15 protein-coding genes and 1 pseudogene are annotated in these 15,875 nt (G+C 69.0%); 10 read left to right on the top strand and 6 right to left on the bottom strand.

Going from position 1 to position 15,875, the window contains the following annotated elements:
- The first annotated feature begins 58 nt into the window (after positions 1-58).
- The 3 genes from KVT44_RS40615 to KVT44_RS40605 all read left to right on the top strand — a co-directional run bounded on the left by KVT44_RS40615 (position 59) and on the right by KVT44_RS40605 (position 2,002).
- Complete coding sequence (locus KVT44_RS40615) at positions 59-712, top strand: type III effector protein (protein WP_217572846.1); 654 nt, start codon at positions 59-61, stop codon at positions 710-712.
- A gap of 80 nt (positions 713-792) precedes the next feature.
- Complete coding sequence (locus KVT44_RS40610) at positions 793-1,185, top strand: hypothetical protein (RefSeq protein WP_217572844.1); 393 nt, start codon at positions 793-795, stop codon at positions 1,183-1,185.
- Positions 1,186-1,477: 292 nt separating this feature from the next.
- Positions 1,478-2,002 carry a hypothetical protein gene (locus KVT44_RS40605; protein WP_217572842.1) on the top strand — a complete coding sequence of 175 codons (525 nt, stop codon included), beginning with the start codon at positions 1,478-1,480 and terminating at the stop codon, positions 2,000-2,002.
- A 480-nt stretch (positions 2,003-2,482) separates the two neighbouring features.
- Here the strand turns inward: KVT44_RS40605 and KVT44_RS40600 are convergent, their stop codons facing one another.
- Positions 2,483-3,325: an IS5 family transposase gene (locus KVT44_RS40600; RefSeq protein WP_217572976.1), complete on the bottom strand. Its 843-nt coding sequence runs from the start codon at positions 3,323-3,325 to the stop codon at positions 2,483-2,485.
- Between the two features lie 152 nt (positions 3,326-3,477).
- On the opposite strand from KVT44_RS40600, the gene KVT44_RS40595 reads away from it, so the two are divergent.
- The 3 genes from KVT44_RS40595 to KVT44_RS60240 all read left to right on the top strand — a co-directional run bounded on the left by KVT44_RS40595 (position 3,478) and on the right by KVT44_RS60240 (position 6,979).
- Positions 3,478-4,668, top strand: coding sequence for a transposase (locus KVT44_RS40595; RefSeq protein ID WP_254650586.1), 1,191 nt, complete (start codon positions 3,478-3,480; stop codon positions 4,666-4,668).
- Between the two features lie 1,939 nt (positions 4,669-6,607).
- Entirely contained in the window at positions 6,608-6,736 is a 129-nt protein-coding gene (locus KVT44_RS60245; RefSeq protein WP_302832170.1) for a hypothetical protein, read from the top strand.
- Positions 6,737-6,844: 108 nt separating this feature from the next.
- A complete protein-coding gene (locus KVT44_RS60240; RefSeq protein ID WP_302832169.1) occupies positions 6,845-6,979 on the top strand; it encodes a hypothetical protein in 135 nt (44 codons plus the stop codon).
- Between the two features lie 614 nt (positions 6,980-7,593).
- On the opposite strand, the gene KVT44_RS40590 is transcribed toward KVT44_RS60240, so the two are convergent.
- On the bottom strand, positions 7,594-8,058 hold the full coding sequence (locus KVT44_RS40590; protein ID WP_190174060.1) for a MarR family winged helix-turn-helix transcriptional regulator: 465 nt from the start codon (positions 8,056-8,058) through the stop codon (positions 7,594-7,596).
- Between the two features lie 67 nt (positions 8,059-8,125).
- Here KVT44_RS40590 and KVT44_RS61185 point away from each other — a divergent pair, with 67 nt between their 5' ends.
- Positions 8,126-8,596: an MFS transporter gene (locus KVT44_RS61185; protein ID WP_368857602.1), complete on the top strand. Its 471-nt coding sequence runs from the start codon at positions 8,126-8,128 to the stop codon at positions 8,594-8,596.
- Positions 8,488-8,973 carry an MFS transporter gene (locus tag KVT44_RS40580; RefSeq protein WP_302832172.1) on the top strand — a complete coding sequence of 162 codons (486 nt, stop codon included), beginning with the start codon at positions 8,488-8,490 and terminating at the stop codon, positions 8,971-8,973. The genes KVT44_RS61185 and KVT44_RS40580 overlap by 109 nt, the downstream gene beginning before the upstream one ends.
- Positions 8,974-9,332: 359 nt before the next feature.
- On the opposite strand, the gene KVT44_RS40575 is transcribed toward KVT44_RS40580, so the two are convergent.
- On the bottom strand, positions 9,333-10,286 hold the full coding sequence (locus KVT44_RS40575; RefSeq protein WP_308314240.1) for an AsnC family transcriptional regulator: 954 nt from the start codon (positions 10,284-10,286) through the stop codon (positions 9,333-9,335).
- Positions 10,287-10,915: 629 nt separating this feature from the next.
- Here KVT44_RS40575 and KVT44_RS40570 point away from each other — a divergent pair.
- A complete protein-coding gene (locus tag KVT44_RS40570; protein ID WP_217572838.1) occupies positions 10,916-12,562 on the top strand; it encodes an amidohydrolase in 1,647 nt (548 codons plus the stop codon).
- Positions 12,562-13,416 (top strand): GMC family oxidoreductase, encoded by an 855-nt coding sequence (locus KVT44_RS40565; RefSeq protein WP_217572837.1) that lies wholly within the window; start codon positions 12,562-12,564, stop codon positions 13,414-13,416. Before KVT44_RS40570 ends, KVT44_RS40565 begins: the two co-directional genes overlap by 1 nt.
- Before the next feature lie 915 nt (positions 13,417-14,331).
- Here KVT44_RS40565 and KVT44_RS40560 read toward each other — a convergent pair.
- The 3 genes and pseudogenes from KVT44_RS40560 to KVT44_RS40555 all read right to left on the bottom strand — a co-directional run bounded on the left by KVT44_RS40560 (position 14,332) and on the right by KVT44_RS40555 (position 15,871).
- Positions 14,332-14,880, bottom strand: coding sequence for a DUF1062 domain-containing protein (locus tag KVT44_RS40560; RefSeq protein WP_217572836.1), 549 nt, complete (start codon positions 14,878-14,880; stop codon positions 14,332-14,334).
- A 259-nt stretch (positions 14,881-15,139) separates the two neighbouring features.
- Positions 15,140-15,256 (bottom strand): annotated as a pseudogene (locus KVT44_RS60730) (transposase); the annotation flags it as partial.
- Positions 15,257-15,286: 30 nt separating this feature from the next.
- Entirely contained in the window at positions 15,287-15,871 is a 585-nt protein-coding gene (locus tag KVT44_RS40555; protein ID WP_217572835.1) for a hypothetical protein, read from the bottom strand.
- Between the last annotated feature and the right edge of the window lie 4 nt (positions 15,872-15,875).

Raw genomic sequence — 15,875 nt, 5'->3', positions numbered from 1 at the left:
TCCAATGGATGACAAGCACGGTGTCGTCCAGTCGATGACAAGCCCGAGGGGGTGCCCCGTGACAGCAGCCGACCAGCCGGCCCCGTCCAGCGCCGACGGCCGAAGCCCGGCCTCGTTCCTCGCCGCCGCGGCGGCCCTGCACGCCATAGACGACGCCCTGCACGCCGCCCGGCAGGAGACCTCCGGCACCCCCGCCGCCAGCCCCGGCGCGGAGCAGGCCCTGGCCTCCCTGCTGCTGCTGCGGCAGGTCCGCGAGCAGCTCGCCGGATGGGAGACCGGCCTGATCGAAACGGCCCGGCACGCGGGAGCCAGCTGGGCCGACCTCGCCCACCCCCTTGGCGTCGCCAGCCGCCAGGCCGCCGAACGCCGCTACCTACGAGGCCGCCCCGGTCCCGCCGGAACCACCGGCGAACAACGCGTCCAGGCCACCCGCCAGGCCCGCGCCGCCGAACGCACCACCGCCACCTGGGCCCGCCGCAACGCAGCCGACCTGCGCCGCCTCGCCGGCCAGATCACCGCCCTCACCGACCTCCCCGCCGCCGCCCGCCACCCGCTCGACCAACTCCACGCGGCCCTCGCCCACAACGACCCCGCTGACCTCATCCACCCCCTCAACGCCACCCGCCCCCACCTGACCACCACCCACCCCGACCTCGCCGCCCGACTCGACACCCTCACCGGTCCCGCCACGGCCCCGCCCCCACCCGACTGACCGAACACCCGCGTCGGAGCAGGCGACCGTTCCGGCATCGGGTATCCCGCGTACTTCCTGGTCCTGGCACGATGATCCTCATGCAGCCGCTGCCCACACCGTGTCCGTCCGGCCTGGTCCCGGACGCCACCGACGTCGACGCCTTCAACGCCGCCTACCGGCGGGCCAAGCAGCAGCACCGGGTGTTCGTCGCCGTCGAGGAGCAGGGCCGGCGGTGGACGGTGAAGGCCGACACACTCACCGCGGGACCGGACCACACCATCGTCGACAGCACGTACGACGCGATCCGCGCGGCCGTCATCCGTCTCATCCGCTCCCGCCAGATCCGCGCCGACTCCTCGGCCGGCCCGATCTACTTCGTGCTGTACGACGTGGAGAGCGAGCAGCGGGCCCGTGACCTGGCCACCGCGCTGCACTCCGCCCTGTACGGAGACCTCGATCCCCTGACGCGCGCCGTACCCGAAACATCCTGACCACGGCCGGACCGGTGCAGCCCTGCCCCGGCACCGCAAGATCAATCTCGTCGACGACCATGGCTCCATCGATCCATAGGACCGACCTCCTGGTGATGCTGGGCGGGGAGTACGGACCCCCTCCTGACTGCCCTGAGGGAACGCTCCCTGTCCCCGCCTGCGGCCGCATGTTTCAGCCGCTCCTTCTCCCCACAGCCCCGGGCCACGAGAAACGTTCCGGACGGCCCCAGATCCACGGTCGCACAGGAGACGGGGAGCCCGTGTCCTGCACCGCCCCGCGGCGGTCGCCGAGGTGCTGGGAAGGCGGGAGTTCGGTATCCGGCTGCGCCTCGCCACCCACCAACTCGCCTCCTGCCACGCCGATCTACGCAACCCCGACCAGGACGAACTCGCCGATGCTCTGGAAGTCACGGTCCACCAGGCCGAGGAGACGAGCCGGCGTATCGACGGGGCCATCGGCGTGGTTCTGGAGCGCTGCTGGCCCTTCCTCGTCCACCTACTTGGCGCGGAGACGGCGAACGCGCTCGTCCTGCCGCCACCGGGCGACACCCGGGAGCTCCAGGCTCACCTTGAGGAGTACGCCGCTGAACTCCCGCTTCTCGCATCCGAGTTCATAGCCAGAGCCCGTGCGGCCCACAGCACGGACAAGCTGTGGCGCGACCTGGGCATTGGCTCCGCCGAGCTGAACGACACCCTCCGCTCCATGACACCGCTCCTTGAGCCGATCAGCCACGCGGACGAGCACGAGGATGCGCTCCACACCCACCTGGACCTGCATAGGAAGGAGCTCGTGAACCGGTGCGCTGGGCGGCGATGAACGATTTCGACGCGCAGCGCCCGATGCCCAGCTGGTCCTCGCTGCGCGCCCTGGACTGGAGCACCGCACCGCCGGCGTGGGCCTACACCGTGGGCACGGCCGACACCGAGCGCCTGGAGACGCACGTCGAGGAGCAGCTGACTCGGCGGTTGGGCCGCCCGGCTCCCGCGCAGGCGCACGCCTGCCCGCCATCGACCAGGTCCGCAGCGCGAACCTCCGTACGATCACGGGCCTGGCCGCCGACCTCGCGATCCTGGTCAAGGCCACCAGGCACCCGCTGCCACCGGCCTGCTGACCGACGGGCACTGGCTTTGGTACTCGGACCTGGCCCACTACGTCGAGCACTACCACGTGACGCTCGACCCGCAGTTCATCGCGCACGCGCAAGCCAACGGCTGGACGGTTCCACAGCTCGATGACGCGGACCTGCTCGCATTGCAGGCGGTCCTCCTCGGTGACGATGTGGACTGAGCCGGTTGCCTACGAGCCAGGCGTCTGTCCCGCTGCCGGGACCCGGGTGAGCGGTCGGGGACCCGGTCTCGCGGCAGGACCTGTGCGCGTGAGCCGCCGCACCATGATGCCGATCATTGCCCAACGAATCATGGTCTCCGAGTGGGCCGGGCTGGCTTCGTAGTCGCGGGCCAGGCGCCGGTGGGCGGTGAGCCACGAAAAGGTGCGTTCCACCGCCCACCGCTTCGGCTGTACCTGGAACCCTCGCTGATCGGGATCCTTGCGGACGACCTCCACCTCGCGGCCGAGGATTTGCGTGGCCCAGTCGACCAGGCGGCCGGCGAAGCACTGGTCGGCCCAAATCTTCCGGACGCTCGGATGGTCAAGGCGAGTCCACAGCAACGGGCGCCTGCCCCCATCGCGGTCCTGAACGTTCGCCGCGACGACATGGACGGCCAAGAGCAGACCGAGGGTGTCGGTGACGATGAACCGCTTACGACCCTTGACCTTCTTACCCGCGTCAAAGCCTCTCGTGGCGGCCGGCACGGTATCGGCGGTGCGGACTGACTGTGAGTCGATCAACCCCGCACTCGGCCCAGGGTTGCGGCCATCGGCCTCGCGGACCTGGTCGCGCAGGGCGTCGTGGATCCGCTCGACCGCGCCGTCGTCGTGCCACCAGGTGAAGTACCAGTACACAGTGGGCCAGGGCGCGAAGTCGTTGGGCAACTGACGCCAAGAACATCCAGTTCGTACGACATACAAGATCGCGTCCACGATCCGACGTCGCGGATGCTTCTCCCGTCGGCCGCCCTTCGGCCCCCCTCTGGCTGGCGGGAGCAACGGCTCCACCAGCGCCCACTGCTCGTCCTTCAGATCAGACGGCTACCCACCCCAATCGTGCCCCACAGACGGCTCAACGACCGCAGCCGCACCAGGAAACGACAGATCTCAAACACGGTCTTAAGGTTGGGTGAAGTCGGCCGGAGGGGGCGGGCGTTGGGGTGATCCGTGCGTGCAAGTTCCTCATGGGGCCCACCGTCCGGCAGGCTCAGGCGCTGTCCGAGATGTTGCGGGATCACTGTTCCCTCTACAACGGGGCGTTGCAGGAACGCCGTGACGCCTACCGGCATGTCTCGAAGACCACCGTCAGGTACGGGATGCAGTCCGCGCAGCTCAAGGGGATCAGGGCGTTCGCCCCGGAGCGTCAGGGCCGCTGGTCGTTCTCCTCGCAGCGGGCGACGCTGCGCCGTCTCGACAAGGCGATGCAGGCGTTTTTCCGCCGGGTCAAGTCCGGTGAGGCGCCTGGCTATCCGCGTTTCCGTGGGGTGACCTGGTTCGACAAGGTGGACTTCCCGAAGGACGGGGATGGCTGCCGGTGGGACTCCGCCCCGCACGACCCCGTTACCCGCGTCCGCTTCCAGGGTGTCGGTCAGGTCAGGGTCAACCGGCACCGCGCCGTGGCCGGCCGGGTCAAGACCGTGTCGGTCAAGCGTGAGGGCCGTAAGTGGTTCGTCGTGCTGAGTGCCGAGCAGGACCAGCCGGAGCCGTTGCCCGCGACCGGCAGCGTGGTCGGGATCGACCTGGGCATCGCGAACTTCCTCGCCGACTCGAACGGCGGGTTCGTGTCCAACCCGCGCCACGGCCGACGGGCAGCCCAGAAGCTCCAGGCAGCGCAGCGGGCACTGTCCCGGTTCCCGCGCCGCAAGGCGAAGGGCCGCACCGCCAGCCATCAGCGCGCGGTGGAGAAGGTCGCTCAGTTCCACGGCAAGGTGCGTCGCCGGCGGCTCGACCACGCACACAAGACCGCGCTCGGTCTGGTCCGCGCGCATGACTTCATCGCGCACGAAGCCTTCAGGATCCGCAGCATGGGCAAGGCCCCCGCGCCGAAGCCCGGCCCCGGCCGGCCGGGCGCCTTCTTGTCCAACGGGGGCTGCCGTCAAGGCCGGGCTCAACATGTCGATCGGCGATGCCGGTTGGGGGTGTTCCTGACGATCCTGCACGCCAGGGCTGAAAGCGCCGGACGGGAAGTGATCGCCGTGGACCCCCGCAACACCTCCCGCACCTGCCCCGCATGCGGGCACATGGCGAAGGAGAACCGGCCCACACAGGAGAAATTCCACTGCGTCGCCTGCGGCCACAACGCGCACGCCGACACAGTGGGAGCCACCAACGTTCTACGGGCCGGGCTGGTCCGTCGCAACGCCAACCCGGCATAGCGAGAAGCCCCCGGCTTCAGCCGGGGGAGGAGTCACTTCCGTAAGAGGCGTCAGCGAAGCCCTCAGCAAAGCTCTGCCGCTTGACGGTTTTGCCAGGCACAACCTGACGGTTCCTTGACGGTTCCGGCTTCCCTAATCACTTCGCGTTCTCGCTCGTCGGGCTGCTGCACCCCGCGGCAGTCATGATGGTTGGGCCGCGACGATCGCTCAGGCCCTTGCTCCCCGAGGGCCACTTCCTTCGGGGGCGGCCCGGACTGGACCCGGCGGGACGGAGTGGGACGTCGTTCTTGAGCAGAGCCGGTCGCACGGTGGCGAGGCTCGCTCTTTCCCGGTCCGCGATGCCCTGGAGCGACAGGTGGTCTTGTTCGTACCAGATTCGCCATGGCCCGATGAGGGTGGCCGTGTGCTGGGTACGACGAAACCGAGGCGCGGCAGCGAAGAAGTCGGCCGGCGGCAGCGGGGCGCCCAGGCCGGAGTCCCGTGCAGGAAGCGGGAGTAGAGACGCAGTGTCGGTTGTGGCTGGTCAGTCAGGACTGGGCCATCTGGCGGTGCATCCTGATCAGCGCCGCGTTTGCCGTGTCTTACCCGAGCCTGATTCCCGCCATTGGCATAGGCATCGGCATGGGCAATGCGGGCTGCCTTTCCTGGGGCCTTCGGGCATGCGCCAGACTCTCGTCATGAGTACCACGCGACGCCGACTCGGCACGGGCCCGACCGCCATCAGCAGCACACAGTCCGCGGAGGAATCCCCACGGCTTCTGCCCGCCGAACGAGTTGACCTCGGGGGACTCTTCAAGGCTCCCGAGCAGAGCGATCCGGAGCGCACGCGGTCGCGCCGGCGGCCGCTTCGCTCTCCTGTGGTGGGGGACTGATCAACAACTGCCTCGGACTCCTTGGTCCACGCCTACGAGTTGAGGCGGAGATTGGAATCCGTGACGGGCGAGCAGCACCCGCCCGTCCGCGATGCACACGGCGTACGTTGTGGCTGCGCTGCTGGTCTGCTTTGAGCAGCCCACCATCTCGGCAATGGCCCTCTCGTCCGCAGGTCAGTGGCCCGCACCTCGTGCACCAGCTCCGGAAGCCATGAACAGGCACAGGCCGCGGGAACACGGGCGCGTCAGCCGCCGACCGCGCGGTGCCTGATGCATCCGTACGGTCGCGATGCGAGGAAGATGGGTGGTGAGCTCCCGTCCCGCGTTTCCCCCGAGCCGGGACGGGAGCTCGCGAGCCTGTCCAGTCGGGGCGGGAATGCCTGCGGGGGCGGAGTGGTTGTGGAGAGCGTGATCGTGGAGGGGACAGTGTCCCCGGGCCTCACCTATTGCCTGCTGGGACGATCGTTCGGCTGAAGCCCTGCAGAGCCCTTCGCCGCGTAGGCGACCGCCCTTCACGACCACACTCTTCGTGTGCGGCCCCGGCCGGCGCCCTCGCCGGCCGGGGCCGCACACGTTCTCCACGCCGTGACCTGACGACGGCCAGTGACGTTTCCCGCGTGAGGTGTGACAGTCCGGTTTCGGCGGGCAGTTGTCGTTCGGCTGCCTGCTGGGCTGGGCGGCCCGATTCAGTCCTGGGGTGCCAGGAAGGCCTTCACGAAGGCGGTATGTCTCCGACACGAGCGACCGGGGGAGGTCTTGACCGGTGGGCGACGCTGCCGTTCTCACCGTCGTCGGCGCAGGCGTGGGATCGGTTCTCCTCTGGGGTGTCTCACGCCCGCTCTGCTGAGAGTTCGCTTTTGAAGCGAGCGTGACCGCGCTCTGGGAAGGAGTTCCAGCGCATGGGCCCCAACGCGCAGAGGAGCACTGCTGGAAGGAATCAGCTGCGCGTGCGCCCGCACACTGACCGCGTGGGCTTCGGTCCCATCCCTGCGGGGGGTTTAACCAGGTGAGCGGATCAGGTGCTTTCGCAACCCCATAGCCTGAGTGTCGGCGCGACACAGGCTCAGGTGTCCGGTGGGCCCATCACGTACTCGATCGTGTTCTCCAACCCCCGGGAGAGCGACGACAACGACCTGCCCGAGCCCTACGGTGAAGTCGTGGTGAGGGCCCCGTGGGGTCAGCAGACCGCCCTGTAGGAACACCTGGACCGGGACATCAACACCCCCACCCTGCCCCGCTATCCGCTGTTCGGCGGCGCCGAACACCGGTTCGTTCCCCACCCGGTCACCGAGGTGTGCGCCTTCGTGGGCGAGGATGACACCGGCATCAACGACGACGACATCCTCGCCGACGGCTGCGTGCCGTACACAGGCCCCGGCGAGTACACCATCAGCGCCGAAGGCGGATCCGTGACCGCCACCGTGTACAACTTCGGCTGACGTTCCGGCACACCGCTGCTTTGGTGCCCCGGGGAGACGCGTCTGCCCCGGGGCACCAAGCCCGTCGGGCGACGAATCCGGCCGACGGCCGGGAGGCCGCGCCCCTGGCCCAGGGCGCGGCCGAATCTCACGCTCCCTGCAGGGCTGACTGTGGGCGCGCATGGCCCCCGCCCAACTCCGCTCCAAGCACAACCCCACCATGCCCAACGGACTTCAGACGCTACGCGACCTTCTCACGGAGGCCCCGGACATCCAGTACGACATGCACGCGGTCCTCGCCGACGGTGATCTCGTCGCTGTCACGGCCGTGTCACCGGCTGGGGGCCGAATCCAGTCATCGCCGAGGACATCTTCCGGGTCGACCGGGGCAAGATCGCCGAGCACCGGGACGTCGTACAGGACGAAGTGCCCGCCTCCGAGACCGTCAGTGGCAACCCAATGATCTAGCGGCACGAGAAAGCTGGCCAGTACGCGCAGGCCGCACACGGTTTCGGCGATGCGTGGGACCGCGGACGTGCGGCGCGCCGTCAATTCCGTTGCCGCCCGACGCCGCGTACGCAACCGCGTCCGGCGAAGCCGGGGCCCATCATGAGGTCTACCCGTCCGTCCGTCGGTCAGTCCGGCTGCTTCTCCATGTGCTCCAGCACGCGGTTCGAGATCTGGGCGAGCGTGCTGAGCTCCTTTGGCGTCAAGGCGTCGATGAAGAGTCGGCGGACATGCTCGACATGGACGGGAGCGGCGGCTTCGATCGCCGCGTATCCGGCCGGGGTGGCGACGATGAACGCTCCGCGTCCGTCGTCGGGGCAGTCCTCCCTGGCCACCAGTCCGCGCTTGGCCATCCGTGTGACCTGGTGGGACATCCGGCTCTTCTCCCACTCCACCAGATTGGCCAGTTCAAGGAAGCGCAGCCGTCCGCCGGCTTCGGTGAGCTTGACGAGCACGATGTAGTCGGCGGCGGACATCTTGGAGTCGGTCTGCACCCGGCGAGACAGTCGGCCGATGAGCTTCTCCTGCATGCGGATGAAACTGTCCCAGGCAGCCTTCTGCTCGGGGTCGAGCCAGCGCGGTGTCTCCTTCATGGACCGAGTGTAACGAAATTGTTGACAACTCACCTATTCGTCTCGCTCGGAAGTCGGCGTCGTCGACGTGGCCGAAGAGGAGCGAGCCGGCGTCGATCGCGAGGGCCGGGACGGAGGTGCGGGCGGTCGACATGTCGGCCGTGAGGCGGATGGACACCGCACCGCGCAGGAGAGCTTCCCCCCAGGGCGTCGACGGGATCTCGACGCCGCCGACACCGGCATCCGGATCCACGTGAGTGTGCCGGGAGAGGCCCTGCTGCCCGTGATCGCCAGTGAGCACCTGCATCAGGGCTCCGGCGGCTACGGCCTGCTGCTGGCGGCGCTCGGGGCAGGCGCGGTCGGCGGAGCGCTGGGCATGGGGCGGTTGCGCAAGGCGCTGACGGCTAATCAACTCCTGCTGTTCTCGGGCTGCTCTACGGCGGTGGCGTCCTGGTCACCGCCCCGTCCGAGAGCCTGCCCGTCGTCGCCGACGTGTCCGTCGCGACCGGGGCGGGCTGGCTGGTCACCCTGTCGACACTCAACACCCCCATGCAACTGACCCTTCCCGCTTGGGTCCGGGCCCGCGCCCTCGCGGCCTACCTGATCGTCTTCCTCGACGGCCAGGGCCTCGGCTCACTGCTCTGGGGCCTGGTCGCGCGCCCGCTGGGCACCCAGGGAATGCTGGTGCCGGCCGCCTCTCTGCTGGTGGTGGGTGTGGCGAGCCTCCCGCTGCTGCCCGACACCGGCAAGCTCGACCGGACCGTCTCGGCCCACTGGCCGGAGCCGGCCCTGGTCTTCGACACCGTCGGCGACACGGGACCCGTCCTGGTGGAGATCGCCTACGAGGTCTTCGAAGTGCCCACCTGGGACGAGCACCTCAGGCGGCATTGTGAGCGCAGCACCGGCTTCGACCAGCAGGTTCTGGACCGGGTGTGAGCCCTGTCGCGCACCGAGCCTCGGTCGCGCCATCTGCTTCCGGCCTGCTCGGCGGCGGCTCGCGGCTGACCCCGGCCGGGACGCCGGGGTCGCCAGCGATCCCCTGTCAGAGCCCCTGTCATCGGACAGCCAGGGAGACCGCACCATCCCGAAACGCTGTCCCACTTTCGGCAATTCAAAAGATCATTTGGCGATGATGCGTCAATAAGCTCCTCCATTCTGGCTCATTTGCGCCATTCGAAATACAACGAGACCAGAACGCCGACGAAAGTAGCCGACGAAGCAGGGTGGATGCAGGACCAGCCGTACCGCAGGGTCCGTCAAACCGCCGGCTGATCCGCGTGCCGCGGAAAGCGGCATCACAACGAAAGCGCGGCGGGACGTACCAGGCCTGTGCGCTTGACGCCGGTGAGAATGGGCGTCACCTCGATGTCGGAGATATGCGGCAAGGCCCCCACCGTGCCGGTCAGGAATGCATAGAGCGCGCTCAGATCGGCGGCGGCCACCGCCACCAACAGGCTGCTGGAGCCCGTTGTGGCGGCGGTGAAGCGCACCTGTGGATGCCGGCTGAGGATCTGCCCGGTCTCCTGCAACGCCCCTGGCATCGCCTTGATCCACAGCAGTGCCTCGGCGTGCACCCCCAGGAGAGCGAGATCGACTTCGGTGGCCAGCCGGACGGCATGCGCCTCCACCAGGGCGTCCAGGCGGCGGCGTACGGTCCGCGGAGTCTTGCCGGTGCGGCCGGCGAGGTCCTCGTAAGTCATCCGGGAGTCCTCGATCAGCGCATCGATGAGTACGTCATCTTCCGGCAGCGGAGAGAGGGGCTCGGGGGAGGCGTCGAAGCCGGGCGACAGCTGCGTGGACTCCTCCTGGGCCAGCAGTCCCGCGCTCCAGGCGAACCCCGCGGGAAAGACTCTCAGTAGGTCGTACGACGTCCAGGACTGCACGGCCGTGGTCGCAGGCAGGTCGCGCAGCACGAGCTCGTTGCGGGCATCGGGTCCGTTCAGGAAGAGCACGGCGCAGATCTCGTCCCCTCCGCCCAGGATGTCGACCCAGACGGTGTCGCGGCGCCGAGCGAGGGTGGCGGCGATGGCGATGATCCGATTGGGGCGGCAGCGGATACGCAACACGATGGGGAGGAGTTGGGGATAGAGGGCGGGGTTGCGCACCGCCGTCGCCCGGAGGGTCTGGTCGTGGAACAGGGGTGCGGCGCGGCGCACGACCGTGCGCTCCGAAACACCCAGCACGTCGGCGACATGCCGCCAGGAGGCGCGGGGGGACGCCAGCAGCACGGCCGTGATCCGCCGATCCACAGCATCGAGATCCTGGCGTACTTTCGGCACCCCAACCCCTCAGTGATCTTCTTCCTCTGGAGACGAGCGTATCCGGGGACCGAGATGGTCGGCGACGCGCTACGTGCTCCAGCCCCGCCGGATTGCGGCTCGACTCGGTGCTTCGGACCTCTCGTCATCGTCCTGGAAGGCAGCCACCGCGGAACGCCGTCCTCGGTGTGCGCCGTGATCAGCGCGGTGTCGATGCCGAGGGGCTGGGGAGGCGCTGTCGGTGGCGCCGGGTCGCGGACGACCGTCGCGCGCGATGTGCCTTCGGCGTACAGCGGTGCCGTGCGGCGTACGGCGGTGCGCTCGGACAGGCCCAGGCGGCGCGGCTACCTCGCGCCAGGAGGCGCGCGGCGAGGCGAGAAGGGCAGCTGCGATCCGAGGGTCCGTCTTGTCGAGTGTTTGGCGCATGATCGGCATGCTAGGCCGCAGGTGTGGCGTAGTTTCTGTGTTTCTGGGCTTGGAATGTATGTGAATCGGCGGAGAGTCCGTAGAACGGTCTCGCCAGCGGACGTGGTGGACGACCCCTCGGCCGGGCGCGGACCCGGCCCCCTGCGGCCCCTGACACGGCCTCAACGACGACTTTCAGATGTGGGGAGAAGACCATGACTGATCACGGAGCCGATCTGGTGATCCGGGCCGACGCGGTGCACACACTGGTGCCCGGCCCGGCCCCGCAGCGGGCGCTGGCCGTACGGGGCGACCGCATCGCGGCTCTGTCCCCGGACCCGAACGGACTCGACCACTGGGTGACCGCCCGCACCACGGTCCACGACCTGCCCGGTGCCACGGTGCTGCCCGCGTTCGACGACACCCACACCCACCTGATCTACGCCGCGCTCGGCACGCACGACGTTCCCGTGCACCAGGCGCGCACGATCCCCGAGTTCCTGGACCTGATCCGCCAGCGGGCCAAGGTCACCCCGGAGGGCGAGTGGATCCGCACCACCACGAACTGGCAGGAACTCAACCTGGCCGAGCGCCGCATGCCCACCGCGGCCGAACTCGACCGGGCCACCGACCGGCACCCGGTCCTGGTCAAGCGCGGCGGCCACAACGACGTCGTCAACACCTACGCGCTGCGGCTGGCGGGCATCACCGAGGACACCCCCGTACCGCCCGGCGGTGTGATCGGCCGCGACGCGGACGGCAGGCTCGACGGTCGGCTGATCGACAACGCCCTGGGTCTGGTGGAGCGCCTGGTTCCGGCGCCGGACCGGTCCCAGCGTATCGACGGGTTGCGCCTGGCCACCAGCCAGTACGCCGCCACCGGCATCGGCAGCGTGCGCGACTGCGCGGTCACCCCCGAGGACTACAGGGTGCTGCTCGCGGCCCGGGAGGCGGGGGCGCTGAGCACCCGGGTGCGGACGCTGATCTCGGCACTCGGCCTGACCAGCGCGGCCCAGGTGGAGGACCTGCTCGACGTCATGGAGGACTGGCGCTACGGCTCCGACCCGTGGCTTCGGGTGTGGGGAGTGAAGTTCGGGCTCGATGGCGGGCTGGAGGCCGGGGCCACCGAAGAGCCGTACGCCTGCGACCACTCCTTCTCCGGCACGCTGACCTGGGAGCCCGACGCGCTGGTCGAGGCGGTCGAGGCCGTGGTCCGCCGCGGCTGGCGCGTCGGCACGCACGCCTACGGCGACCGCGCGGTCCGCATCCTTCTGGACGTCTACGAACGCGTCCTGGCCCGCAACCCCGGCCTGCCTGCCGGCACGCTGGTGATGGAGCACGGCGGTCTGGCCGGCCCCGAACAGCGCGCCCGCGCCGTCGAGTTGGGCATCCCCGTCACCATCCAGCAGCCGCTGCTGCACGACACCGCCGAGGTGGAGGAGGGCTTCTGGGGCCCGGAACGCGTCGCCCGACTCTTCCCCGCCCGCGGCTGGGTCGACCTGGGCGCACAGGTCAGCGCGGGCTCCGACTTCCCCGTCGGCCAGTTCGGCGCCATGCGCTCCGTCTGGGGCATGACCACCCGCCAGACCGTCATCGGCGTCAAGGGCCCCGAGCACGCCATCACCTACCAGGAAGCCCTCGCCCTGCACACCACCAACGCCGCCCGCCTGTGCGGCGAGGAGAACCTGCGCGGCACCCTCACCCCGGGCCGCTTCGCCGACCTCACCGTATGGGACCGGGACCCCGCCCACTGCCCCAGCGACGCCCTGCGCGATCTCAACCCCACCCACACCATCGTCGGCGGCCTCCTCGTCACCGCGTCCCCCTGCCGGGGGTCGGGCGGAACCTGCAAGACCATTTGATGGCTCCCGTCGTGTGGGACACCCGGAACTCCACTGACATCGTCCGGGACCTGCTCACACCGGACAACCTCGAACGGTGGCGCGCCCACGGCGACGGGCCCTTCGCCTCCAACTACGGCGAGGTCGGCGCGTTCCTCAACGTCACGGACGGCAACAGCCGACCTGACGTCCAGCTGGTGGGAGGGGCCACGGCGCTCGTTCTCAGCGGTGAGGAAGTACCTGACCGGGCGGTGTTCACGATGAACTGCTGCCCCCTGAACCCGCGGACTCGCGGCACCGTCCGTCTCGCGTCGGCTGATCCGCAGGCTCCACCGCTGATCGATCCCCGGTACTTCGACGTACCCGCGGATGTGTCGGTCATGGTCGCCGGACTCAGAGCGGTCATGGGCATCGCCCACTGCGCACCGTTCGCCGCGTACCTGGCGCGGGCGCACCGGCCGGCCAGTGACGACCTGGACTGTCTGGACGGCATGGACGACGCGGCTCTCGAAGAGCACGTCCGCAGGTGGAGTGCCACGTCGTATCACCCAGTGGGCACCTGTGCCATGGGAACCGGAGACGACTCTGTGGTCAATTCGGACCTGGAGGTCTACGGAGTCGAGCGACTCCGTGTCGTCGACGCCTCGGTCATGCCGACTGCCATCAGCGGAAACACCAACGCACCCACGATCATGATCGCCGAAAAGGCGGCCGAGCGGATCGGGGAGCAGCGGCGCCGTCAAAGTGGCGAACCACACCGGGTGGCCGGAGCCAAAGCAACTGATCATGGGCATCCAGTGGACGGTGGAGCAGGCCAAGGCATCCGGACGGCCGTCCATCGTCCTGATCGGCGCCTGCCCGGGAGAGAACGATGATCTCTAGGTGGCGGTCGACGCCGCCGCGAGCTAAGGGCTGTTCGGTGTCGTTCCGGGCGGTGGCGGTGGCGGTGGCGGTGGCGGTGGCGGCGACGAGAACATGGACGCGCTCGAGGAGGCCGTCCGCCGTGGGCGTGCAGGTCTCGGCGTCGAGGGCCTCGGTCAGCCGCTCGCGGCGGGCGGCGCCGGCCCGGGGATGGCGACCTGGGCCCCGTCGGCGGGCCTGCTGTCGGCGATCTTCCGGAGGGCCTCGACCAGGGGCAGGTTGCGGTCGAGGTTCTCGCTCCGGAACCGGGGGCTGATGCCCTGGAGTCCTGGGCGTCGAAGAGGAGCCGATCACCTCCGGACGATGCGGGCGACGACGCTGGCGAGTGCGCTCACGACGGCGACTCCTACGCCCAGAGATGCGGCGGCCGTCTACGTGGCCCGCATGTGTGATCAACAGTCCCACCAGCAGGGCGAGGAGGAGCCCAGGCGCAGTTCCTGGTGGTCGCGGTCCTGAAGGCGGGGTCATCAGAGGTGCGTTCCTTTGCCGGTGCGGGCGTGCAGCAGTGATGCCCGGGAGGGGGCTCTGCTCTGCAGCGGTTCAAGTGCTTTCCAACGCCGCTGGTCGGCGACGGCAGGGGCGGCCGCTACCAGTTCAACGTCCAGGCGAGCGGCCCCGGTCAGGGCCTGCGCCCCTTCCGGGACCGGAGGCCGTCGAGGACGAAGAGTGACGCTCGCGGTGGAAGCTCCGACTCGGGGTGTTCCGCTGGTGGGTCGTCACGGAACACCACCGGACCCGTGTGAGATACGACTGCCACTCGACGAGGACGGCGTCCTGCCCCCGAAACGGCTCCAAACGCCCCAACGCGGCTGTGAGCCAGGGCCTGTCCGGCGGATCCTGCCGGACAGGCCCGTGGTCCCGAGGAGGGCTCAGCGCTTGAGCGTGAAGGTGAAGTCGCCGGAGAGCTTGCCGCTCAGCCGGACTGCCGAAACGAGTTTCCCCTCCGTGATCAGTCTCTCGACCTCGGCCCGCGAAAGACCGCACCCTTCAGCGATCAGTCGCACCGGCCGGACAGGGATCCGCGCCGTAAAGCGGACCGAGACGTCGATCACCTCGCGGTCCAGGTGACCCGATCCGCCGGTGTCGAGGCGCCAGGCGTTGTCCCAGTCGAGGGCGATGCGATTACGGCGCCGCACGACCGGATCCTTGAGCAACTCAGCTGCCAGGCCAGGGTCGTTGTCATGCAGCCGGTCCAGCAGCTCAGGTCGTACGGTGCGCACATTCATCCGCTCCAGGACCGTGAGCTTTGCCGTTTCCCCGCAAGCGGTACAGAGTGCGAGGAGCCAGGCGTCGATGAGCTTGTGGTTGGCGTTGACGCGAAATTTACCGTTTGTCCGGAAGCGCTCGGACGCGCACGCGTGGCAACGGCGGCGAACGAGCGGCAGGCAGGTGGGCACGACCACCCAGTTTTCGAGCACAGAAGTACACCGGTTTCAGTGAGAAGTCCGCAGCAAAAAGGAGCGCGGCGCACATACGCGACGCGCGACAGATCAGCGCTCGGGAGGTCTCACTTGGTGTACAACGGCACGTCCTTGACCAGACGACTCGGTTCGGCAGCACGGTAATGGCGCACAGCGGCGCTGTTCCACTGGTTTTCGAGCGCCTCACCGCCAGGTTCCATCCGGCGGATCACGGACGAAGCCAGAGCCAGATCGCGCTGACGGTGACGGTGCCGTGAAGGATCCTGTCGATCACCCTGCGGTGGCTCTTCCAACGCCCGCCCAACTGGCCCGTCTTGGGTAAATGTGGCTTCAGCCGGGCCCACTCGTCGTTCGTCAGATCCCCCCGTCCCACGACGGGCGCAACGACCCCGGCCCGAACCAGTCACATGACCCGCCGGACAGGCTCTAGGCGGCCTTCAACCGCGGCATGATCCAGTTCCTCACGCGCATGATGCCGGCGGAATTCGATGAATGCCCGCTTGGCGAGGCGCCACTCCAGCATCGCAGGCACGAACTGGGCGGCCCAGCCGCCCGGAAGCGTGGGGAGATTCTTCTCCCAGAAGAAGACCGGGAAGCCGAGCAGCAACAGGACAAGGCCCGAGCCCAGCAGCCAGAGGATCACCTTGCTGCGACGGGCCGCGTGCCGTGGACCGCTGAGCGACTGTCCCGCCCAGCCAAGCACCAGCAGCACGATCAGCCCGCACACGAGCAGGAACCACAGCGGCAGGAAGATGGCGTCCGGGCTCTCGGCCAGCATGGCCTGTACGGAGAACTGCAGATCCTCGGGGATCACCCCGAGTGTGGTGTAGTACGCGCGCTGGTAGACGTTGCCAAAGTAGTACAGCAGCCCGATGGCCACAGTCCCGGGCGCCGCGATGTATGCCGCCTTGTCCAGAAACCCGGACTTCGGCGGCCGCGGGGGAGGCTCGGTTGCCGACCTGGGCGGCGGCTCCTCGGGCGCGGGCATGGCA

Source organism: Streptomyces sp. GbtcB7 (genome assembly GCF_019091445.1).
GTDB classification, from domain to species: domain Bacteria; phylum Actinomycetota; class Actinomycetes; order Streptomycetales; family Streptomycetaceae; genus Streptomyces; species Streptomyces mirabilis.
This window is presented reverse-complemented; position numbering and strand designations above follow the sequence as displayed.

What these genes read in the sequence shown, in the direction of transcription:
- KVT44_RS40565 (WP_217572837.1), top strand. Translation starts at nt 12,562, where the DNA reads ATGGCTCCCGTCGTGTGGGACACCCGGAACTCCACTGACATCGTCCGG.
- KVT44_RS40590 (WP_190174060.1), bottom strand. Translation starts at nt 8,058, where the DNA reads ATGAAGGAGACACCGCGCTGGCTCGACCCCGAGCAGAAGGCTGCCTGG.
- KVT44_RS40610 (WP_217572844.1), top strand. Translation starts at nt 793, where the DNA reads ATGCAGCCGCTGCCCACACCGTGTCCGTCCGGCCTGGTCCCGGACGCC.
- KVT44_RS40595 (WP_254650586.1), top strand. Translation starts at nt 3,478, where the DNA reads ATGGGGCCCACCGTCCGGCAGGCTCAGGCGCTGTCCGAGATGTTGCGG.
- KVT44_RS40570 (WP_217572838.1), top strand. Translation starts at nt 10,916, where the DNA reads ATGACTGATCACGGAGCCGATCTGGTGATCCGGGCCGACGCGGTGCAC.
- KVT44_RS40555 (WP_217572835.1), bottom strand. Translation starts at nt 15,871, where the DNA reads ATGCCCGCGCCCGAGGAGCCGCCGCCCAGGTCGGCAACCGAGCCTCCC.